General features: G+C 72.3%; 20 protein-coding genes. 14 read left to right on the forward strand and 6 right to left on the reverse strand.

Going from position 1 to position 20,187, the window contains the following annotated elements; all coding sequences use genetic code 11:
- Window positions 1–44: 44 nt before the first annotated feature.
- The 4 genes from BFL37_RS12495 (at window position 45) to BFL37_RS12510 (ending at window position 4,900) form a co-directional block, all read left to right on the forward strand.
- Window positions 45–749 carry an SDR family oxidoreductase gene (locus tag BFL37_RS12495; RefSeq protein WP_086515444.1) on the forward strand — a complete coding sequence of 235 codons (705 nt, stop codon included), beginning with the start codon at window positions 45–47 and terminating at the stop codon, window positions 747–749.
- A gap of 204 nt (window positions 750–953) precedes the next feature.
- Entirely contained in the window at window positions 954–1,958 is a 1,005-nt protein-coding gene (locus BFL37_RS12500; protein ID WP_086515445.1) for a glycoside hydrolase family 26 protein, read from the forward strand.
- A gap of 109 nt (window positions 1,959–2,067) precedes the next feature.
- Window positions 2,068–3,450, forward strand: a complete 1,383-nt coding sequence (locus tag BFL37_RS12505) for a glycoside hydrolase family 26 protein (RefSeq protein WP_086515446.1) — start codon at window positions 2,068–2,070, stop codon at window positions 3,448–3,450.
- A gap of 139 nt (window positions 3,451–3,589) precedes the next feature.
- Entirely contained in the window at window positions 3,590–4,900 is a 1,311-nt protein-coding gene (locus tag BFL37_RS12510) for an alpha/beta hydrolase (protein ID WP_086515447.1), read from the forward strand.
- 45 nt (window positions 4,901–4,945) lie between these two features.
- Here BFL37_RS12510 and BFL37_RS12515 read toward each other — a convergent pair whose 3' ends face one another.
- The gene (locus BFL37_RS12515) at window positions 4,946–6,082 is read right to left on the reverse strand and encodes a glycosyltransferase family 9 protein (protein WP_086515448.1); all 1,137 of its coding nucleotides are present in this window, start codon (window positions 6,080–6,082) and stop codon (window positions 4,946–4,948) included.
- A gap of 76 nt (window positions 6,083–6,158) precedes the next feature.
- Window positions 6,159–7,217 carry a LacI family DNA-binding transcriptional regulator gene (locus BFL37_RS12520; protein ID WP_172403815.1) on the reverse strand — a complete coding sequence of 353 codons (1,059 nt, stop codon included), beginning with the start codon at window positions 7,215–7,217 and terminating at the stop codon, window positions 6,159–6,161.
- Between the two features lie 110 nt (window positions 7,218–7,327).
- Between BFL37_RS12520 and BFL37_RS12525 the strand changes: the two genes are divergently transcribed.
- The 9 genes from BFL37_RS12525 (at window position 7,328) to BFL37_RS14890 (ending at window position 17,359) form a co-directional block, all read left to right on the forward strand.
- Entirely contained in the window at window positions 7,328–8,269 is a 942-nt protein-coding gene (locus tag BFL37_RS12525) for a carbohydrate ABC transporter permease (RefSeq protein ID WP_086515450.1), read from the forward strand.
- Between the two features lie 2 nt (window positions 8,270–8,271).
- On the forward strand, window positions 8,272–9,222 hold the full coding sequence (locus tag BFL37_RS12530) for a carbohydrate ABC transporter permease (protein WP_086515451.1): 951 nt from the start codon (window positions 8,272–8,274) through the stop codon (window positions 9,220–9,222).
- A 67-nt stretch (window positions 9,223–9,289) separates the two neighbouring features.
- Window positions 9,290–10,642, forward strand: coding sequence for an ABC transporter substrate-binding protein (locus BFL37_RS12535; RefSeq protein WP_086515452.1), 1,353 nt, complete (start codon window positions 9,290–9,292; stop codon window positions 10,640–10,642).
- Window positions 10,643–10,728: 86 nt separating this feature from the next.
- Complete coding sequence (locus tag BFL37_RS12540; RefSeq protein ID WP_086515453.1) at window positions 10,729–12,522, forward strand: glycoside hydrolase family 35 protein; 1,794 nt, start codon at window positions 10,729–10,731, stop codon at window positions 12,520–12,522.
- A 107-nt stretch (window positions 12,523–12,629) separates the two neighbouring features.
- Window positions 12,630–14,132: an aldehyde dehydrogenase family protein gene (locus BFL37_RS12545; protein ID WP_086515454.1), complete on the forward strand. Its 1,503-nt coding sequence runs from the start codon at window positions 12,630–12,632 to the stop codon at window positions 14,130–14,132.
- The gene (gene rfaE2 / locus BFL37_RS12550; protein WP_241534072.1) at window positions 14,129–15,709 is read left to right on the forward strand and encodes a D-glycero-beta-D-manno-heptose 1-phosphate adenylyltransferase; all 1,581 of its coding nucleotides are present in this window, start codon (window positions 14,129–14,131) and stop codon (window positions 15,707–15,709) included. Before BFL37_RS12545 ends, rfaE2 begins: the two co-directional genes overlap by 4 nt.
- A 270-nt stretch (window positions 15,710–15,979) precedes the next feature.
- Entirely contained in the window at window positions 15,980–16,846 is an 867-nt protein-coding gene (locus BFL37_RS14520) for a hypothetical protein (RefSeq protein WP_143331607.1), read from the forward strand.
- A gap of 159 nt (window positions 16,847–17,005) precedes the next feature.
- On the forward strand, window positions 17,006–17,197 hold the full coding sequence (locus BFL37_RS12555; protein WP_086515455.1) for a DUF2795 domain-containing protein: 192 nt from the start codon (window positions 17,006–17,008) through the stop codon (window positions 17,195–17,197).
- Between the two features lie 69 nt (window positions 17,198–17,266).
- The gene (locus tag BFL37_RS14890) at window positions 17,267–17,359 is read left to right on the forward strand and encodes a pentapeptide repeat-containing protein (protein ID WP_086515717.1); all 93 of its coding nucleotides are present in this window, start codon (window positions 17,267–17,269) and stop codon (window positions 17,357–17,359) included.
- On the opposite strand, the gene BFL37_RS12565 is transcribed toward BFL37_RS14890, so the two are convergent.
- The 3 genes from BFL37_RS12565 to BFL37_RS12570 form a co-directional block, all read right to left on the reverse strand.
- On the reverse strand, window positions 17,341–17,586 hold the full coding sequence (locus tag BFL37_RS12565; RefSeq protein ID WP_086515456.1) for a hypothetical protein: 246 nt from the start codon (window positions 17,584–17,586) through the stop codon (window positions 17,341–17,343). The genes BFL37_RS14890 and BFL37_RS12565 overlap by 19 nt on opposite strands.
- Before the next feature lie 140 nt (window positions 17,587–17,726).
- The gene (locus tag BFL37_RS14615; RefSeq protein ID WP_172403816.1) at window positions 17,727–17,867 is read right to left on the reverse strand and encodes a hypothetical protein; all 141 of its coding nucleotides are present in this window, start codon (window positions 17,865–17,867) and stop codon (window positions 17,727–17,729) included.
- Between the two features lie 142 nt (window positions 17,868–18,009).
- A complete protein-coding gene (locus tag BFL37_RS12570; protein WP_086515457.1) occupies window positions 18,010–18,183 on the reverse strand; it encodes an Rv0909 family putative TA system antitoxin in 174 nt (57 codons plus the stop codon).
- A 109-nt stretch (window positions 18,184–18,292) separates the two neighbouring features.
- Here BFL37_RS12570 and BFL37_RS12575 point away from each other — a divergent pair, with 109 nt between their 5' ends.
- Complete coding sequence (locus tag BFL37_RS12575; RefSeq protein ID WP_241534073.1) at window positions 18,293–18,832, forward strand: DUF2087 domain-containing protein; 540 nt, start codon at window positions 18,293–18,295, stop codon at window positions 18,830–18,832.
- Here the strand turns inward: BFL37_RS12575 and BFL37_RS12580 are convergent.
- Window positions 18,814–20,067, reverse strand: a complete 1,254-nt coding sequence (locus tag BFL37_RS12580) for a PP2C family protein-serine/threonine phosphatase (protein WP_086515459.1) — start codon at window positions 20,065–20,067, stop codon at window positions 18,814–18,816. The genes BFL37_RS12575 and BFL37_RS12580 overlap by 19 nt on opposite strands.
- Window positions 20,068–20,187: the final 120 nt, after the last annotated feature.

Raw genomic sequence — 20,187 nt, forward strand, 5'->3', positions numbered from 1 at the left:
CACCGCGCCGACCACGCGCGATCCGCTCCACGGAAGGAACACCCATGACCGACTCCCCCCGCCCCAGCACCGGCCGCGTCCTCATCACCGGAGGCGCGTCCGGGCTCGGCGCCGCGGTCGCGCAGGCGGTCCTCGCGGCCGGCGGCGAGCCCATCGTGCTCGACCTCGACACCTCGAGCGTCACCGGCATGGAGGCGCACCGCATCGACGTCTCCGACACCCGCGCCACCGAGGCGCTCGTGGCGCAGATCGCCCGCGACCACGGCGGCCTCGACGCCGTCGTCACCGCCGCGGGCATCGACCGCTGCGGCCGCCTCGTCGACGTCGCCCCCACCGAGTGGGAGAAGGTCATCGGCGTGAACCTCATGGGCACCGTCGCCGTCGTCCGCGCGGCGCTGCCGTTCCTCACCGAGTCGCACGGCCGCGTCGTCACCGTCGCGTCGTCGCTCGCCATCAAGGCCGTCTCGGATGCGACCGCATACTGCGCCTCGAAGTTCGGCGTGCTCGGCTTCACCCGCGCGCTGGCCGCCGAGACGAAGGGCGAGGTCGGCGTGACCACGCTGATCCCCTCCGGCATGAAGACGCACTTCTTCGACGACCGCGACCCGAAGTACAAGCCCGGCTCCGACGCGAACCTCAACGACCCGGCCGCCGTCGCCGACTCGGTGATGTTCATCCTCGGCCAGCCCCGCGGCTGCGAGATCCGCGAGCTCGTCATCACCCACGAGCTCGAGGACAGCTGGCCGTGATCCGCGGCTGATCCGCGCCACCCGCGCATGAGATGAGCCCGGCCCCGCATAGCGCGGGGGCCGGGCTCGTGTCGTCTTGTCTCGCCGTGCCGCGGGCACCCGAGCATCGCCTGACCGTCCGGCCGTGAGCGGACATCGGGCGCTCTCGCGGGGCGAGCGCCGCATAGGTTCCAGGGAGCGGACATCCGCAGAGACTTGGACACCATGCAGCACCACCCCCGCCCCATCCGCCTCGCGACCACCCTCCTCCTGGGTCTCGCCCTCACCGCCGGGATCCTCACCGCGGCATCCCCCGCCAGCGCCGCGACCGGCCAGGCCCCCACCGTCGCGAGCGCCGCTCCGACCGTCTCCGACGCCCGGCTCCGCTTCGGCGTCGCGACCCCGGGCGGTCCCACCGCCGGCGGTGAGCTCGACCAGGTCGCCGCGCAGGTCGGCGAGAGCCCGAGCATCGTGCTCTCCTACTCCGACTTCACGCAGGCGCCGCCCATCCAGGCCCTCGACTCCGTCGCCGCCCGCGGCGCCGAGACGCTCCTCACCTGGGAGCCGTGGAAGGCGGGCGCCGGCACCGACCAGCCCGCGTACTCGAACGCGAGCATCGCCGCGGGCGACCACGACGCGTACCTCCGCCAGTGGGGATCCGAGCTCGCCGCCTGGGGCGGACCGGTCTACCTCCGCTACGCGCACGAGATGAACGGCGACTGGTACCCGTGGGCCGACGGCGTCGACGGCAACGCGCCGGGCTCCTACGCCGCCGCGTGGCGTCACGTGCACGACGTCGTCGCCGCACAGGGCGCGAGCAACGTGCGCTGGGTGTGGACGCCGAACGTGCCGTACACCGGATCCACCGCGCTCGCCGGCCTCTACCCGGGCGACGCGTACGTCGACGTCGTCGGGCTCGACGGCTACAACTGGGGCACCGGGGTCGCCGGCCACGCCTGGGTGTCGCCGGGCGACCTGTTCGGCACCGGCCTCGAGCGGCTCCGCGCCATCGCACCGGGGAAGCCGATCGTCATCGCGGAGACCGCGTCCTCCGAGATCGGCGGATCCAAGGCCGACTGGAACCGCGACCTCGTCGCGTTCCTGCACGCCCAGCCCGACGTGCTGGCCTTCGTCTGGTTCGACATGGACAAGGAGGCGGACTGGCGCATCGGCAGCTCCGCGCCCTCCGCCACGGCCCTCCGTGACGCGCTCGCCGCCCGTCGGGTCTGATCCGCTCCGGCCCTCCATCGGATCCCGTCGCTCGGCGGACATCCGATGGACGGACGGTGCCGAAGAACATACGCTTGCATACATCCGTCGGGGGAAGGACCCAATCGCCATGCCCACTCGTCGCCGCCTGAAATGCGCCGTCGTCACCGCGGTCGCACCCGCGGTCGTGACCGCCACCGTCCTCGTGGCACCGGCGGCCGTGGCCCGCACCGCCGCGACGCCGGCAATGCCCCCGGCACCCGCTGCGATCGTCCTCTCCGTGGCCTCCGGGCCGGTCGGCACGGCCGTGACCGTCACCGGCACGGGCTTCCCCGCGAAGAAGGCCGCGGTCGTCGCCGCCGGATCCAGCGTGAAGCGCATCACGACCACCGCTGCCGGCCGCTTCACCACCGCCATCGCGATCCCGCGCACCGCGCTGTCGACCATCCGGATCACCGCGACCGCCGGCGCCCGCAAGGCCGCATCCACGTTCACGGTCACGAAGGCGAAGACGAGCGGATCCGCCCGCGTCGCCGCCCCGACGCCCGCGCCCGCCCCGACGCCCGCTCCGACCGCCACCCCCGCGCCTGCGCCCGCGCCCGCGCCCGCGCCCGCCGCATCGTCCGCATCCGCCGCGTCCGCCGCCCCCGCCATCAGCTCCGCCCGCCTCCGCCTCGGCCTCTCCACCCCCGGCGGCCCGACGGCGAACGGCGAGCTCGACGCCGCGTCCGCCACCCTCGGCGAGAGCCCGTCCATCGTGATGAGCCACGTCGACTTCACGCATCCCGCACCCGTCGCGGGCCTCGCGAGCGTGGCCGCGCGCGGCGCCGACAGCCTCGTCACGTGGGAGCCGTGGAAGGGCGGCGCCGGCGTCGACCAGCCCGCCTACGCGAACGCGCGCATCATCGCGGGCGACCACGACGCCTACATCCGCTCGTGGGGCGCCGACCTCGCGAAGCACGGCAAGCCCGTCTACCTCCGCTTCGGCCACGAGATGAACGGGAACTGGTACCCGTGGTCGGACGGCGTCAACGGCAACGCGCCCGGCTCCTACGTCGCCGCGTGGAAGCACGTGCACGACCTCGTCGTCGCCCAGGGCGCCACCAACGTGAAGTGGGTGTGGAGCCCGAACGTGCCGTACCCGGGATCCACCGACATCGCCTCGCTCTACCCCGGCGCCGACCAGGTCGACGTCGTCGCCCTCGACGGCTACAACTGGGGCGCGGTCGCCGGCCAGCGCTGGACCTCGCCCGCCGACCTCTTCGGCCCCGGCATCGCGCAGCTCCGCGCGGTCGCGCCGGGCACGCCGCTCGTCATCGGCGAGGTGGCGTCGAGCGAGACCGGTGGATCCAAGGCCGCCTGGAACCGCGACCTGGTCGCGTACCTCCAGGCCCAGCCCGACGTGCTCGGCTTCGTGTGGTTCGACTTCCAGAAGGAGGAGGACTGGCGCATCGACAGCTCCGCCTCCGCGGCCGCCGCGCTCCGCGACGCGCTCGCCCTCCGGCGCGGCTGAGCCGCCGTGCCTCCGGTCAGTGCCTAGGGCGCGCCCAGGCGTCGCCCAGCCCGCTCATGGTCGAGGACCGATCCCGGCACCTACGCTCTGACCTGCGCCCGCCCGACCCGACGGCGACGCGCGCGATGAGGAGGCGGTGGTGACCCGAGCCCACCGGCGGCGCGAGACCGCGGTCGCCCTCGCCGCCGTGCTCGTCGGCCTCGCGATCCTGCCGGCGCCTCCCGGATCCGGCGTCGAGGGGGGCTTCGCCCAGCTCGACCGCTACGCCGCCCTCACCGAGGCGCAGGCGCAGCGGATGATCGCCGCGCACCCGGCGCTCGAGCTGGAGGTGATGGACGCGTCGCCCGAGCGCGTCGTCTCGTGGTGGACCTCCAAGGACCGGAAGCACCAGCGGGCGCTGATCCGCAGCTCGCCCGAGCTCGTCGGCAACCTCGACGGCGTCGACTACGCCTCGCGCGACCAGGCGAACCGCCGCGAGCTCCGCGCCGAGCTGCGCACGGAGCACGAGGCGGTCACCGCCCACCCGGACGACGCCGACGCGCGCAACCGCCTCGCCGCCCTCACGGCGATCCGCGCCGCGCTGCACCCGAAGGCCGGCGCGGGCGGGGGCGTCACGCCCCAGCGCATGCTCGTGTCGCTGACCCACCGGGATCCGCCGCTCGCCGCCATCGCGGTCGGCGACCTCGACACCGCGCGCCAGGTCGCCTTCACCGTGCCCGGCATGGGCACCTACACCGACGACATGCAGCTCTGGACCGAGACCGCGCAGAACGTGTTCGACGCGCAGTCGGCCGTGGGCGCCCCGGCCGCGCACGCGGTGGTCGCGTGGGTCGGCTACCGCACGCCGCCGCCCGGCGTCGACGCGACGCTCGGCGACTACGCGGAGCGCGGCGCCCCGCTGCTCGCGAGCGAGATCGCGGGGCTGCACGCCGCCCGGCGCGGCGGCGACCTGTCGTCGGTGAGCGTCATCGCCCACTCCTACGGATCCACCATGGCCGCCGACGCCCTCGCCGCCCGCGACCTCGGCGTCGACGCGTTCGTGATGCTCGGCTCGGCCGGCGTCGAGGACGGCATCCCGGACGCGCGCCACCTGCACGCCCGCCACGTCTACGCGGGCGAGGCGTCGGACGACGACGAGGCGGAGTGGGGCCGCCTCTCCCGGCAGGATCCGCGCGCCCCCGCGTTCGGCGCCACCGTCATCTCCGTCGACGGGGATCCCGCGCGCGGCCTCCTCCCCGTGACCACCCACGCGCCCGTCCTGCACTCCCCGTGGAACGACGACCCGGACTCGCGCGCCTGGACGACCATCCGGGATCCCGCCCAGCGCGCCGCCGAGTTCGCCGCCCACGAGGAGACGTACGGCTACCTCGACGCGGGCACGGAGTCGCTGCGGAACGCGGCCATCGCGACGACGCCGCACGCCACCGAGCGGCTCACCACCGTCGGCTGATCCCGCTCCGCGCCGCCGCGCTCACGCGCTCACGCGCTCACGCGCTCAGACGCTCGCGCGCTCCGCGAGCGACGCCCGCCGCAGCTGCTCCACGTCCGCGTGCACGTCGTCGACGCGCACCTCGGCCACGTGCGACGGGTCGTGCGCGCAGCGCTCCGCGGTCCACCCGACCTGGGTCACGTCGACGCCGCAGACGGGGCATCGGGTGGTCCACCCCAGGTGGATCCGGTGCCGGGTGCGCCCGAAGGCCGCCGCGTTGATCACGTTGCCGAACCAGAACACCCCGACCGTCCGCGCGCCGACCGCCTGCGCGAGGTGGCGCGGGCCGCTGTCGTTGCCGAGCACCACGTCGGCGTGGGTGAAGAGGCCCGCGAGCTCGCCGAGGGTGAGGGAGTCGGCGAGCGAGGTGATCCGCTCGGCCCGCTCCGCGGCAAGCCCCTCGCGGCCGAGCGCGACGATGCGGTCGGCGTCGGCGGCGTCGGTCGCGTCGCCCACGACGACCACCTGCGCGTCGTCGGCCGCGGCCCGCCGCGCGACCTCGGCGAACGACTCGACCGGCCAGCGGCGGCGCGGGTCGGTGGCGCCGGGGTGGATGACGACGAGTCCGCCGGGCGCGCCCGTCACGCGCTCGCCCGCCGCGGACCGCTCGGCGTCGGTCACCTCGACGACCGGCTCGAGCTCGGCGATGGGCGCGCCCGCGAGCCCCGCGACCTCGAGCCCGCGCAGCACCTCGTGCTGGTAGTAGACGTACGGGATCACGCGCTCGAGCCGCTCGGCGTCGTCCGTCGCGGTGCCCACCGTGTGGCGCGCGCCGAGGCGCAGCAGGAACGGGTTCGAGTTCCGGCCGCCGCCGTGCACCTGCACCGCGAGGTCGAAGCGGCGCGCGCGCATCCGGGCGGCGAAGGCCTCGATCTCCTCCGGGTCGGGATCCGTGCCCGGCACGTCCCGCACGCCGTGCGCCACCGGCAGCACCTCGATCTCGTCCGGCCCGCCCGGCCGACCGCCGAGGAGCGCGCGATGCAGCGGCGTGCCGAGCAGCGTGATCCGCGCGTCCGGGTACGCGGCCCGGAGCGCGGCGATGGCGGGCAGCGCGAAGATCAGGTCGCCGAGCCCGCCGCCGCGCAGCACGGCGATGGATCGGACGTCGGGGAAGGTCTCGTGGAGCGGGGCGACGACGGGCACGGGCGGCCTCCAGATCGGGCGGTCGGGTCCCCCGTCCCGTTCCCCGCGGCGGCCGTGTCGAAACGGCGCCGGCGGATCAGCGCGCGTCGGCCCGCGGCGCCCCCGCGCTCGCGCGCACCACGAGGCGCGTCGGCACGATGCGGTCGCCGGACGGCTCGCGCCCCTCGAGCATCTCCAGCAGCACCTGCATGGAGCGGCGGCCGATCTCCGTGAAGTCCTGGTGCACGGTCGTGAGCGGCGGCCAGAACGAGCTCGACTCCTCCGTGTCGTCGAAGCCGACCACGCTGATGTCGCCCGGCACGTCGCGGCCGAGCTCGTGCAGCGCGTGCATGATCCCGAGGGCCATCTGGTCGTTCGCGGCGACGATGCCCGTGATGTCCGGGCGCCGGCCGAGCTCCTGCCCGATGCGGTAGCCGGACCGCGTGGTCCAGTCGCCCTGCGCCGGATCCTCGGGCGTGAGCCCCGCGTCGACCATGGTCGCGCGCCACTCGGCCGCGCGCCGGGCCGCCGAGTACGAGGTGGACGGGCCGGCGACGTGCACGATCGCCGTGTGCCCGAGGTCCAGCAGGTGCTGCGTGACGAGGCGCGTGCCCTGCTCCTGGTCGGTGTCGACCACCACGAACGGGTCGCCCGCGTCGGAGTCGATGATCACCACGGGCAGCCCCACGGGGATGATCACGTCCGCCCGGTCGAGCATGTGCGCCTCGATGATGATGACGACCCCGTCGACCGCCTCCTCCTGCAGCCGGCTGAACGCCCCGGCCACCTCGCCCTCGGTCGGATGCGGCACGGGCATGAGCGTGATCGTGTACCCGGCGCCGGACGCGGCCGTGACGATCGCGTCGAGCGTCCGCATGTTGCCGAGCGTCGAGAGGGTGAACATGATGATGCCGATGCTGCGGAAGCGGCCGGTCTTCAGGGCCCTGGCCGCGCTGTTCGGCCGGTAGCCGAGCTCGGCCATCGCGTCCACCACGCGCTGACGGGTCGAGGCCTCCACGTTCTGCGCGCCGTTGGACACGCGGGACACCGTCTGGGCGGACACGCCGGCGTGCGCCGCAACGTCCGCCATCGACACGGTGCGGCCGCCGGGCGTGCGCCGGCCACCCGACTTGACGGCCGACGGTGGAGATGTCATGGTTGCGAGCATCACAGATGTTTGCGCAAACACCCAATCCTCCCGAGGTGGGTGACCGGCCTTTCGAAACGGCCCGGCAGCGCGGAGATCCCCCGACGAAGTGGAAGCACATGACGACGATGTCGACCTCGGCCACCCGGCCGAAGGCGCCCGACGCGGCCCGCCCGAGCGGTCCCCCGATGCGACGCGACAAGCGACGCTGGACCGGACTGGGCTTCGTCGCCCCGTTCCTCGTGGTCTTCCTCGTCGTCCTCATCGCCCCCGTCGGCTACTCGATCTACCTCAGCCTGTTCCAGGAGCGGATGATCGGCGGCAACTCGTTCGTCGGCATCGCCAACTACACGCAGGCGCTCAACGACCCGAACTTCTGGGACGCGCTCGGCCGCGTCGCGCTGTTCCTCGTCGTGCAGGTGCCGATCATGCTGTTCATCGCCCTCTTCGCGGCGCTGGCCCTCGACTCGGCCCGCCTGCACTTCACGGCGTTCTTCCGCATCTCGATCTTCCTGCCCTACGCCGTGCCCGCGGTCGTCGCGGCCCTCATGTGGGGCTTCATCTACGGCAACCGCTTCGGCCTCGTCGGCAACGTCGAGCAGGCCACCGGCTGGGACCTGCCCGACCTGCTCTCGCAGAGCTGGATCCTCGCGTCGATCGGCAACATCGTCACGTGGGAGTTCGTCGGCTACAACATGCTGCTGTTCTACGCGGCCCTCCGCGTCATCTCGCCGGACCTCTACGAGGCCGCCGAGCTCGACGGCGCCGGCCCGTTCCGCATCGTCACCGGCATCAAGCTCCCCGCCATCCGCGGCGCGCTCGTCATCGGCGTGATCTTCTCCATCATCGGCAGCTTCCAGCTCTTCAACGAGCCGAACATCCTGCAGACGCTGGCGCCGAACGCGATCAGCTCGTACTTCACCCCGAACATGTACGCGTACAACCTGTCCTTCGCGGGACAGCAGTTCAACTACTCCGCCGCCATCGCGATCATCATGGGCGTCCTGACGATGGTGGTCGCCTACGTGGTGCAGCTCGTCGGCACCCGGAAGGACAGCTGACCGTGTCGACCCTCACCGGAACCCCCCTCGCCGCGCCCGACGCCGGAACGCCCATGAAGGACGCGCCCGCCGACAGGACGCCCAAGCGCCGCCGCTCCGCCGGCGCCCCGCGCGAGCGCCGCAGCATCGTGCTCACGCTCGTCATGGCGCTGCTGCTCATCTACTCCGTGCTCCCCCTGTTCTGGCTCCTGGTCAACTCGACCAAGACGCAGGACGCGCTGTTCAGCTCGTTCGGCCTCTGGTTCTCGGGCGACTTCGCGCTGTGGGACAACATCCAGGGCGTGCTGACCTACGGGAACGGCGAGTTCGTGCGCTGGCTCGGCAACACGCTTATCTACGTGGTCGTCGGAGCGGGCGGCGCCACGCTGCTCGCCACCCTCGCGGGCTACGGCCTGGCGAAGTTCGACTTCCCCGGCAAGAAGATCGTGTTCGCGGTGGTGCTCGGCGCCGTCGCGATCCCCGGCACGGCCCTCGCGGTGCCGACCTTCCTGCTGTTCAGCCAGATGGGCCTCACGAACACCCCGTGGGCGATCATCCTGCCGTCGCTCATCAGCCCCTTCGGGCTGTACCTCATCTGGACCTACGCGGTCGACTCGGTCCCCGAGGAGATCCTCGAGGCGGCCCGGATCGACGGGTCGAGCGAGATCCGCACCTTCTTCACGATTAGCCTCCGGCTCCTCAGCCCCGGCCTCATCACGGTGCTGCTGTTCTCGATCGTCGCCACCTGGAACAACTACTTCCTGCCCCTGATCATGCTGAGCGACTCTCGCTGGTACCCCCTCACCGTGGGCCTCAACCAGTGGAACGCGCAGTCCACCACCGTGGGCGGCCAGCCGATCTACAACCTCGTCATCACGGGCTCGTTCCTCGCGATCATCCCGATCGTGATCGCGTTCCTCTTCCTCCAGCGCTACTGGCAGTCCGGCCTCTCGGCCGGCGGCGTCAAGGCGTAGTCCCCCAAGCCCCACCTCGCACCACGGCTCGTCCCCTCACCACCACGAAGAAGTGAAAGGCACCACCATGTCCATCTCGTTCCCCCGCAGGGCGAAGCGCGCCATCGCGCTCGGCCTCGGCATCGTCCTCGCGGGCTCGCTCGCGGCGTGCTCCTCCGGATCCGGCGGCGCCAGCGCCGACTCCGCCTCGGCCGACGACCTCGCCACGGCCCTCGACACCGAGTCCTCCATCACCGTCTGGGGCTGGGCCCCCGCGATCGAGCCGATCGCGGAGGCGTTCGAGAAGGAGCACCCGAAGATCACGGTCGACGTGCAGAACGTCGGCACCGGCGCCGACCAGTACACGAAGCTCCAGAACGCCATCAAGGCGGGCAAGGGCGCCCCCGACGTGGCGCAGATCGAGTACTTCGCGATCCCGCAGTTCGCGCTCGGCAAGTCCCTCGCCGACCTCTCGGGCTACGGCTACACGGACCTCGAGGACCAGTTCACTGCGTCCACCTGGAACGCGGTCACCGAGGGCGACGCCCTCTACGCGCTGCCGCAGGACTCGGGCCCCATGGCGATGTTCTACCGCCAAGACGTCTTCGACAAGTACCAGATCGCCGTCCCCACCACGTGGGACGAGTACGTGGCCGCCGCGGAGAAGATGCACGCCGCCGACCCGAACCAGTACATCACCAGCGACTCCGGCGACGCCGGCTTCACCACGAGCATGATCTGGCAGGCCGGCGGCAAGCCCTACAAGGTCGACGGCGACAACGTCACCATCGACATGCAGGACGCGGGCGCCAAGAAGTACACGGCCATGTGGAACCAGCTCGTCGAGAACGGCTCGCTGGCCCAGACCCCCGGCTGGACCGACGAGTGGTTCCGCGGCCTCGGCGACGGATCCATCGCCACGCTGATCACCGGCGCCTGGATGCCCGGCAACCTCATCGCCCAGGCGGCCGAGGGCTCCGGCCAGTGGCGCGTCGCCCCCATGCCGCAGTACACCGCGGGTGACACCGCGACCGCGGAGAGCGGCGGATCCTCCATCGCCGTCATGCAGCAGTCCGAGAACAAGCTCGTCGCGGCCGAGTTCGCGAAGTTCACCACGGCCGACGAGCAGGGTCGCCAGATCTCGTTCGACGCCGGCGGATTCCCGTCCACCACGGCGGACCTGAACAGCTCCGAGTTCCTCGAGGAGACGCCGGAGTACTTCGGCGGCCAGAAGATCAACCAGGTGCTCAGCGAGGCCTCGAAGAACGTGGTCCCGGACTGGCAGTACCTGCCCTTCCAGGTGTACACGAACAGCATCTTCAGCGACTCGGCCTCGGCCGCGTACTCCAACGGCACGTCGCTCGACCCCGTCCTCGAGGCGTGGGGCAAGGCGGCCGCCGAGTACGGCCAGCAGCAGGGCTTCACCGTCGACGTGAAGTAGCACCACCGGATCGACCCGAGGGGAGGTGCGACGCGAGTCGCGCCTCCCCTCTCCCATGCCACCCCCGCACACAGAGGACACGACGCATGCCCGGCCTTCCCGCCACCTCCGCCCGCTTCCGCATCGGCGCCGACGACTTCGAGCTCGACGGCCGACCGCACCGCGTCATCGCGGGCGCCCTCCACTACTTCCGCGTGCACCCCGACCAGTGGGCCGACCGGATCCGCAAGGCGCGGCTGATGGGGCTCGACACCATCGAGACGTACGTCGCCTGGAACGCCCACTCGCCCGAGCGCGGCACCTTCGACACGTCCGACGGGCTCGACCTCGGCCGCTTCCTCGACCTCGTGCACGCGGAGGGCATGCACGCGATCGTGCGCCCCGGCCCCTACATCTGCGCGGAGTGGGACGGCGGCGGGCTGCCCGGCTGGCTGTTCGAGGATCCCGCGGTGGGCGTCCGCCGCAGCGAGCCGCTGTACCTGGCCGCGGTCGACGAGTTCCTCCGGCGCGTGTACGAGATCGTCGCGCCGCGGCAGATCGACATGGGCGGGCCCGTGATCCTCGTGCAGATCGAGAACGAGTACGGCGCGTACGGCGACGACGCCGAGTACCTCCGCCACCTGGTCGACCTCACGCGCGAGTCCGGCATCATCGTGCCGCTCACGACCGTCGACCAGCCGACCGACGAGATGCTCTCCCGCGGCAGCCTCGACGAGCTGCACCGCACGGGATCCTTCGGCTCGCGCGCCACCGAGCGCCTCGAGACCCTGCGCCGCCACCAGCCCACCGGCCCGCTCATGTGCAGCGAGTTCTGGGACGGCTGGTTCGACCACTGGGGCGAGCACCACCACACGACCTCCGCGGCCGACGCCGCCGCCGAGCTGGACGCGCTGCTCGCCGCGGGCGCGTCCGTCAACATCTACATGTTCCACGGCGGCACGAACTTCGGCTTCACGAACGGCGCCAACCACAAGGGCACGTACCAGTCGCACGTCACCTCGTACGACTACGACGCCCCGCTGGACGAGACCGGATCCCCGACGGAGAAGTTCTTCGCCTTCCGCGAGGTGATCGCCCGCTACCGGTCGGTGCCCGACGAGGTGCCCGCGCAGCGCGGCGACGCGCCCGCCTTCGAGGTCGCCTTCGACGCGGCCGTGTCGCTGGCGGACCTCGTGCCGGACGCCGCCGCCTGGCGGGCGACGGACGCCGTGCCGTCGATGGACCGGCTCGGCGTCTTCCGCGGGTTCGCGCTGCACCGGGTGGAGCTGCCCGCGTCGCCGCGCACGCGCGTGCTCGCGTTCGGCGAGGTGCGCGACCGGGCGGTCGTCTCGGTCGACGGGGTGCGGGTCGGCGTGATCCAGCGCGACCAGCACGAGACCGCGATCGCGGTGCCGCCCGGCCGGATCCTCGAGGTGCTCGTGGAGGACCAGGGCCGCGTCAACTACGGCGTGCGGATCGGCGAGGCGAAGGGCCTCATCGGGCCGGCGACGCTCGACGGCGAGGAGCTCACCGGGTGGGAGAGCGTGCCGCTCGACCTCGGGGCGATGGCGGCGTCGGTGGTCGCGGCCGCGACCCTCGCCGTGGCGCCGACCGCGCCGGTCGCCGTCCTCGACGGTCCCGTGCTCGCGCACGCGTCCTTCGAGATGGACGCGCCCGCCGACCTCTTCCTCGACACGCGCTCCTGGGGCAAGGGCGTCGCCTTCGTCAACGGCTTCGCGCTCGGCCGCTACTGGACCCGCGGGCCGCAGCACACGCTCTACGTGCCGGGCGCGCAGCTCCGCGCGGGCCGCAACGACCTGGTCGTCTTCGAGACGGGCGCGGCGGCGGATCCGGTCGTGGCGTTCCTGGCGCAGCCGGAGCTGGGGCACCTGGAGTCGTGATCCGCGCCTCCGTGTGAGGGACGGGAGAAGTGGGTACGGGCCGGGTGGCGCGCGAGCGCCACCGCCCGCGCACCCGTGCCGGGCCGCCGACCCGCACGAGGAGAACGATGACCACCGACACCGCACTCGACATCGACGGCCTGATCGACCCCGAGGACACCGAGGCCGGGCCCGGGACGCTGCGGATCACGGATCCGCGCGACGGGTCGCGCGTGGGCGACATCGACGCATCCACCCCCGCCGAGGTCGACGCCGCGGTGCGCCGCTCGGTCGAGGCCGCCGCCGCGTGGGCCGCGACGCCGCCCGCCCAGCGCGGCCAGGCCGTGCGCCGCGCCGCCCACGCGCTCGCCGAGCACGCGGAGGAGCTCGCCGAGCTCAACGTGCGCGAGACCGGCAAGCCGCACGGCGACGCGCTCGGCGGCGTCGGCGCGGGCGTCGACACGCTGCTGCAGTACTCCGAGCTCGGGCCCGTGCACCGCGGGCGCAGCCTGCTCGGCACCCTGCCGAACGTCGACTTCTCGGTGCCGCGGCCGCGCGGCGTCACGGTCGCGCTCACTCCGTGGAACGACCCGGTCGCGGTGGCCGCCGGCATCATCGGCGCGGCGCTCGTGATGGGCAACACCGTGATCCACAAGCCCAGCGAGCGCTGCCCGCACACCGGCGAGCTGCTCGGCCGGGTCCTCGCCGAGGCGCTGCCGGACGGCGTGCTCGTCTCGGTGGTCGGCGGCGGCGACGTCGGCGACCAGCTGGTCGCGCACGAGGACACGCGCATGGTCGCGCACGTCGGATCCACCGCCGCGGGCGAGGCCATCGCGCGCCGCGCCGCCGGCACCCCCACCCACGTGATCCGCGAGAACGGCGGCAACGACCCGCTCCTCGTCGACGCCGGCGTCGACCCCGCCTGGGCCGCCGCCCAGGCCGCCCTCGGCTCCTTCGCCAACGCCGGCCAGATCTGCACCTCGGTCGAGCGGATCTACGTGCACCGCGACATCGCCGACCGCTTCACCGCCGCGCTGGTCGCGGAGGCCGAGCGCTGGAACTCCTCCGGCGACCTCGGCCCGCTGGTCGACGAGCGCATGCGCAACGCCGTGCACGAGCAGGTCGCGGAGGCGCTCACCGAGGGCGCCCGCGCGCTCGTCGGCGGGCGCGTGCCCGACGGCCCCGGATCCCGCTACCCCGCCACCGTGCTCGTCGACTGCACCGCCGACATGACCGTGATGACGGCCGAGACGTTCGGCCCGGTCGCGGCCGTGCAGGTCGTCGCCGACTTCGACGAGGCGCTCGCCCGCGCATCCGACGACCGCTACGGGCTCGCCGCGAGCGTGCTCACGGCCTCGATGGAGCACGCCCAGCGGGCGGCGGCCGAGCTGCCCGTCGGCACGATCAAGGTCAACGGCGTCTTCGGCGGCGCACCCGGCGGCGCCGCGCAGCCCCGCGGCCGCAGCGGATCCGGCTTCGGCTACGGCCCCGAGCTCCTCGACGAGATGAGCACCACGACCGTCGTGCACCTGGGGCTCCCCGTGCTCGACGCGGGCGACGCGCCGGCCGCCACCACCCCGGCCGAGGACGCCTCCGGCTCGGTCAGCACCGACGCGGACGACGCGCGATGACCAGCGAGCTGCGCGGGATCATCGGCCTCCTCGCGGAGCGCCGCCCGACCGTCACGGTCATCGGCGACGTGATCCTCGACGAGTGGTGGCGCGGCCACAGCGACCGGATGACCCGCGAGGCGCCGGCGCCCGTGGTGGACGTGACCGAGCGGATCCAGTCGCTCGGCGGCGCCGCGAACACCGCCGTGAACCTCGCGAGCCTCGGCGGCACCGTGCGGATGGTCGGCCTCGTCGGCCAGGACGCCGCGGGCGACCGCGTGCGCGACCTGCTCGCGGCGGCCGGCGTGGACGTCACCGGCCTCGTGCACTCGCCGCGCCTGCGGACCACCACCAAGACCCGCATCGTGGGCGACGACCAGGTGATCGTGCGGGTCGACGACGTGCACCGCGGATCCGTCCATCGCGACGACGCGCGCGCCCTCGCCCGCGCCGCCCTCGAGGCCACCGCCGGCGTCGACGCCGAGATCGTCTCCGACTACGGCACGGGCACCCTGCACGGCGTGGTGCTCGAGTCGCTCGCCGCGCGCGAGCGCCGCCCCGGGCTGACCGTGGTCGACGCGCACGACCCCGCGATCTGGGCGCCGCTCCGGCCCGACCTCATCACGCCGAACGCCGGCGAGGCCGGCCGGCTGATCGACCGGCCGCTCGCGCGCGACGAGGACCGGGCGGCCGTGGTCGCGGGGCTCGGCGACCGGATCCTGGCCGCCGCCGCATCCGCCACCGCCGTGGTCACGCTCGACCGCGACGGCACCGTCGTGCTCGGCGCGGGCGAGCCGTACCGCACGCGCGCGCACCCGGTGCCGGAGAAGCAGGCGTCGGGCGCGGGCGACACGTTCGTCGCCGCCCTCACGCTCGCGCGCGCCGTCGGCCTCCCGCTCACGGTCAGCGCCGACTTCGCGCAGGCCGCGGCCGACGTGGTCGTGCGCCTGCCCGGCACGTCGGTGTGCTCGGCGGCGACCCTCGCGGATCACCTCGGCGAGACCCGGTCGCGCACCGTGTCGCAGGCCGAGCTCGTGGACCTCGTGGCGGCCGAGCGCGACCGGGGCCGCCGCATCGTCTTCACGAACGGCTGCTTCGACGTGCTGCACCGCGGCCACACCACCTACCTGCGGCAGGCCAAGCGGCTCGGCGACGTGCTCGTGGTGGCGCTCAACAGCGACGACTCGGTGCGGCGGCTGAAGGGATCCGACCGGCCGGTGAACACCGCCGAGGACCGCGCGGGCGTGCTGGCCGAGCTGTCGTGCGTCGACGTGATCACCGTCTTCGACACCGACACCCCCATCCCGCTGCTGGAGGCCGTGCGGCCCGACGTCTACGCGAAGGGCGGCGACTACACGCCCGAGATGCTCGACGAGACCGACGTGGTGCGCGCGTACGGCGGCGAGGTGTCGATCCTCGGCTACGTGCCGTCGCAATCGACGAGCTCGATGGTGGACCGGATCCGCGCCTCGGCACCCGACCCCGGCTTCACCCGGCCCGCGGGCACCGCGACGTCCGCGCCGGTGCCGGACCAAAACGCCGGTCCTGGCTCGAAAAGCGAACCATCTCAGATCAGCGGTGACAGCGCAGGGATTTAGGCTTGACTAAGTCGATGGCAATGAGTTGATCGCGTGTGTGTAACTTTGAGGACATTGTCGATGATTTCACGCGCACACATAGTGATGGACCGATTGGCCACAATGAGGTGCCACATGGTCATGGCATGCTTTGACTAGACCTGTTGAACGACGAGGCTTTCCGCCACCCTCGTCGTTGGAGTAAAGCCGTTCTCATCTCATCTTGGCCCAGACCCCCCCTTCGGGGCGAAGTCTTTACTACTACTTGCGTCTTCACTACAATTTCTTCGTATGACCGACGACGCATTCAGTGTCTTAGCTGATAAAATGACTCAACATGTAGCTACCACCTACAGCATGCTGCTCGACCTTCTTGACAATAAAGCTCGGCCCGGGTCGGAAGCCGCTCGAACGTTAGACGAGCGAGGATTAGTGCCCGAACTCGACTTACTTAAAGCAAATCATGACGTTTTACAAGCGGCCCGGTCGGCCTATGACCACCTGAACGCCTTTGCTTCCGCGCTACAGAGCGTGAACCAGGGCGGATGGGCTTACGGATCCTTAGCGAGGGCTTCTGCGGAGGGCTTTGGAAGGGCGCACTTCTTACTTTCCCGGGAGTCGGCGCTTGATATGTATTACAGATATATGCGCTCAAAGATTCGCGCAGTGTCATTCTTGGCAAATGAGCAGTACAAGACCTACGCTCCAGAGTGGGGCGTCAACGCCAAGGAAGTAGGGGAAGCGTGGGGAGCAGAGCTCGCGGCCCTAGGAGGGCAAGATTCCTACCCGAATAAAACCATCACGCCACCCATGCTAGCAAAAGCCGTACTGACTCTTCCGGAAGAGGATCGATCGTCTAGTTACTATGCCATGATGGCTTCACTATCGCACTCCGAAAGGCCGGGCACCGACTGGCTAATTGAGGAGGCGCTACATAGTGACCATGCACTTGTTTTTCACCCTCCTGGGTTAACTGTCAATATCGAGCAATATCTCACTCCTGTATTCTTCGCCAAAACAAAGGTGATGCTACCCCTGTGGGAGTACTTCGGCCTAGGTCCTGACGAGTTTTCACATTGGCGTGAAGAATGTATCGATATTGCCAGGTTCGCAAATGACATCTGGTACCCAGATAATGATTTTTCTGCCGAGCATTAGAAATGCGCCGACTGCGGCCTTTTACATCTCCAATTGCGTGGCCCGGAGCTCCCCGTAAGTCACCATGGGGCCCTGTTCACTGCTCTCCCTCGGGTGTCAACTTGACACGTGGCCGCCGCGGAAGCCGGTCGCTCTGATCCACCGACGAGAGGACACCCCATGGCCATCAACCCCATCGAGCTCCAGAAGCACCTCAGCGGCCTCGACTACCCGGCCTCCAAGGACGCGATCGTGAAGAAGGCGGAGGAGTCGGGCGCCGACTCCGACACCCTCGACGCGCTCCGCGGCATCGCCGACACGGAGTACGACGCGCCCACCGCCATCAACGCCGCGGTCTCCGACGCGAGCTGATCCGGCTCCACGCAGGATGCGAACGGCCCCGGCCCTCCTCGCGAGGGCCGGGGCCGTTCGTCTGTCCGGCTGTCCGGCGCGCGGCTCAGCGGCGCGCGGCTCAGCGGCGCGCGGCTCAGCGGCGCGCCGCTCAGCGCCCGGCGCTACGCGGTGAGCGCGTGATCCCGCGGCAGCTCGGCCGCGACGGTGGCGAGCGCGTCGTCGAGGCTGCCGAACCAGTCGCAGAGGCCGGGCACGGGCCGCATCCGCATGAGCTCCACCCGGTGGTCGTGCTGCTGCACGTAGGCGAGGAGGCGGCTCGCGTCGGACTCGGGGATGCGCGCATCGCACACCCGCCACTCCGTGCTGCTGAGCGCGACGACCTCGAGGCGTCCGTCGATGTGCTGCATGGGCCCCCTTGTTCTCCGCACGGGGAAACGCCCCGTCCGCACGACGGTAGGTGTGGCGACCGACGACGACGACGCCCGCGACATGAACCGTCAGTTGCCGGGACGCGGCGACTCTCGGGAGGAGGGGCGGGCCACGCCCCTCAGGGCCGGTACCGCTGCGGCCTGTCGAAGCCCATGGGGTCGCCGTTCGACGGGTTCTGGCCGCTGCCGCCGAGGCGGACCTTGCCGAGCACGTAGAGGATCCGCATCAGGGCGCGGCCGAGGAGGCGGAGGGCGGTCATCTCCTGACCGTATCGGCGCCGCGCGCGGGCCCGCCAGGCACGGCGACGGACGGGGGCGCGGCATGCGAACGCGACGATGCCGGACGAGGGACGGCCCCGGCCCTCGCGATGAGGGTCGGGGCCGTCCGGTCGGGATGCGGGACTACTGGCCGAGCTTCTGGTCGGCGACGTCGCCGGCCTTCTCCGCGGCGCCGTCGGACTTGCCGCCGGTCGCGCTGCTGGCGGCGTCCTGGCCCTTGTCGATGGCTCCGTCCGTCGCCTGCTCGCCCTTGTCGCTGTCGATGAGTCCCTTGGCCTTGTCTGCGAGATCCGCCATGTGCGCCTCCTGTCGTCTGCGTCGCGCCCCGCTGCTGCGGGGTGCACCTCCACCCTGCTCCCATCCGGCCGGTGCGACCGGGCGGTCGAGGATGCGGGAGGCTGGATCCATGGACCACATCGACCCGCGCCGCCTCGCCGCCGTGCTCGCCGACACGGAGATGCGGGCCGCGTACGCGCGCGTCGTGCTCGGATCCGGCCTCGACGACGCCCTCGCGCACCTCTCCCCGGCGCGACGGAAGAAGGCGCAGGCCTCGCTCGTCGGCTCCGGCCTCGTGGCGGTCGACCCCGACGGCACCGCCTCGGCGCCCGACGCCGTCTTCCGCGCGATCCTGGCGCAGCAGCCCGCGACCCCGCCCGCGCAGGGCGTCGAGCGCTTCCTCCGCGACGGCCGCATCGCCCAGTGGCCGGCCTCCCCCGCCGACCTCGACGCGCTGCTGCAGCACGTCGTCGCCCGCGTGCTGGAGCCGGACGAGGTGCTCGACGAGAAGGCCCTCACCGAGCGCCTCGTCCGCCTCACCGACGACCACGCGCTGCTCCGCCGCCACCTCGTGGACGCGGGCCTCGTGCTGCGGACGCGCTCGGGATCCGAGTACGCCCGGGCCGACATGACGCCCTCGACGGACGAGCCTCAGGCGCCGCCCGCGTAGCGCACGCACACCGCCGACACGTCGTCGCCGAGGGTGCCGCGCGCGGCGGCCTCCGCGGCCGCGTCCGCGATGCGGCCCACCGTCTCGGCGGCGTCCGCGGCCGTGCGCACCAGGTCGATGAGCGGCGCGATCGAGTCGAGGGATCCGTCGAAGAGGTCGAGCGCGCCGTCGGTGAAGGCGAGGAGCCGGTCGCCGGGGCGCAGCTCGTCCGATCCGGCCGCCCACGTGGCATCGGGCACGACGCCGAGCGGCAGGCCGAGCGCCGGCAGCATCTCGTGCCCGCCGTCCGCCCGGATCAGCACCGTGAGGCCGTGGCCGCCGTCCGCGTACGCGAGGCGCCCGGTGGATCCGTCGATGCGGCAGTGCAGGAACGTCGCGAACGTCTCGGTCGCGTCGAGGTCGGACTGGAGCTGCGCCTGCACGGCGGTGACCGTGCGCGCGGCGTCCGGCCCGCGGTGCGCCTGGAAGCCCGAGCGGACGGCCGACGCGAGGATCGCCGCGCCCGCGCCCTTGCCCATCACGTCGGCCATGGTCACGTGCAGCCCGTCGGGATCCTCGCCCCAGGAGTAGAAGTCGCCGCCCACGCCGCGCGCCGGGATGCTGATCCCGGCGAGGTCGAAGTCGGGCCAGAGCGGCCGGTCCACGGGCAGGAGCCGCCGCTGGACGTCGCCCGCGAGCTCCTCGTCGCGGCTGTCACAGAGCTCGCGCTCCACCCACGCGCCCATCTCGTCGAGCAGCTTCTCCTGCGCGGGGGCGAGGTCGCGCGGCTCGGTGTCGACGAGGCAGAGCGTGCCGACGGTCTGGCCGCCGGAGAGGAGCGGACGGCCCGCGTAGAAGCGGATGTGGCGGGGGCCGGTGACCGTGGTGCGGTCCGCGAAGCGCACGTCCTGGGTCGCGTCCGGCACGACGAGGATCTCGGGGCTGCGGATCGTGACGTCGCAGAACGACTGCGAGCGGTCGGAGAGCAGCGAGACGCCCGCGGGCTGCGGCGACTTCGTGAACTGCTCGACGGAGTCCACCAGGTTGATCTCGGCCACGGGCACGTCGAACAGCTCGCGCGCGATGCGGGTGACGCGATCGAAGCGCTCCTCCGCGGTGGATCCGACGAGCCGCAGGTCGTGCACGGCGCGCAGCCGCGCCTCCTCGGCGGTGCCGTGCAGCGCGTCCGCATCGCGGGTGGCGCGACCGGCCGGATCCGAACCGCCCTGGCGCGCGACGGGCTGCTGCATGACCATGTGTCCCCCTGCGAGTGTCCCGGGCCCGGTCGCGCCGGGCGGTGGCCGCCCGCCGCACGATCCCCCCGGACCGCGGCGCCTGCTTCGAGTGTATGCGCAGGGGTTCGGAGCCCTCCCCGG

Source organism: Clavibacter michiganensis (assembly GCF_002151125.1).
Classification (GTDB): Bacteria; Actinomycetota; Actinomycetes; order Actinomycetales; family Microbacteriaceae; genus Clavibacter; species Clavibacter michiganensis_C.

Bases quoted from the DNA above. Each gene is read 5' to 3' on its own strand.
- BFL37_RS12500 (WP_086515445.1), top strand. From the start codon at position 954: ATGCAGCACCACCCCCGCCCCATCCGCCTCGCGACCACCCTCCTCCTG.
- BFL37_RS12525 (WP_086515450.1), top strand. From the start codon at position 7,328: ATGACGACGATGTCGACCTCGGCCACCCGGCCGAAGGCGCCCGACGCG.
- BFL37_RS12570 (WP_086515457.1), bottom strand. From the start codon at position 18,183: ATGGCGGATCTCGCAGACAAGGCCAAGGGACTCATCGACAGCGACAAG.
- BFL37_RS12580 (WP_086515459.1), bottom strand. From the start codon at position 20,067: ATGGTCATGCAGCAGCCCGTCGCGCGCCAGGGCGGTTCGGATCCGGCC.
- BFL37_RS12565 (WP_086515456.1), bottom strand. From the start codon at position 17,586: ATGCAGCACATCGACGGACGCCTCGAGGTCGTCGCGCTCAGCAGCACG.
- BFL37_RS12520 (WP_172403815.1), bottom strand. From the start codon at position 7,217: ATGACATCTCCACCGTCGGCCGTCAAGTCGGGTGGCCGGCGCACGCCC.
- BFL37_RS12535 (WP_086515452.1), top strand. From the start codon at position 9,290: ATGTCCATCTCGTTCCCCCGCAGGGCGAAGCGCGCCATCGCGCTCGGC.
- BFL37_RS12495 (WP_086515444.1), top strand. From the start codon at position 45: ATGACCGACTCCCCCCGCCCCAGCACCGGCCGCGTCCTCATCACCGGA.
- BFL37_RS12540 (WP_086515453.1), top strand. From the start codon at position 10,729: ATGCCCGGCCTTCCCGCCACCTCCGCCCGCTTCCGCATCGGCGCCGAC.
- BFL37_RS12575 (WP_241534073.1), top strand. From the start codon at position 18,293: ATGGACCACATCGACCCGCGCCGCCTCGCCGCCGTGCTCGCCGACACG.
- BFL37_RS12505 (WP_086515446.1), top strand. From the start codon at position 2,068: ATGCCCACTCGTCGCCGCCTGAAATGCGCCGTCGTCACCGCGGTCGCA.
- BFL37_RS14520 (WP_143331607.1), top strand. From the start codon at position 15,980: ATGACCGACGACGCATTCAGTGTCTTAGCTGATAAAATGACTCAACAT.
- BFL37_RS12555 (WP_086515455.1), top strand. From the start codon at position 17,006: ATGGCCATCAACCCCATCGAGCTCCAGAAGCACCTCAGCGGCCTCGAC.
- BFL37_RS14615 (WP_172403816.1), bottom strand. From the start codon at position 17,867: ATGACCGCCCTCCGCCTCCTCGGCCGCGCCCTGATGCGGATCCTCTAC.
- rfaE2 (WP_241534072.1), top strand. From the start codon at position 14,129: ATGACCAGCGAGCTGCGCGGGATCATCGGCCTCCTCGCGGAGCGCCGC.
- BFL37_RS12545 (WP_086515454.1), top strand. From the start codon at position 12,630: ATGACCACCGACACCGCACTCGACATCGACGGCCTGATCGACCCCGAG.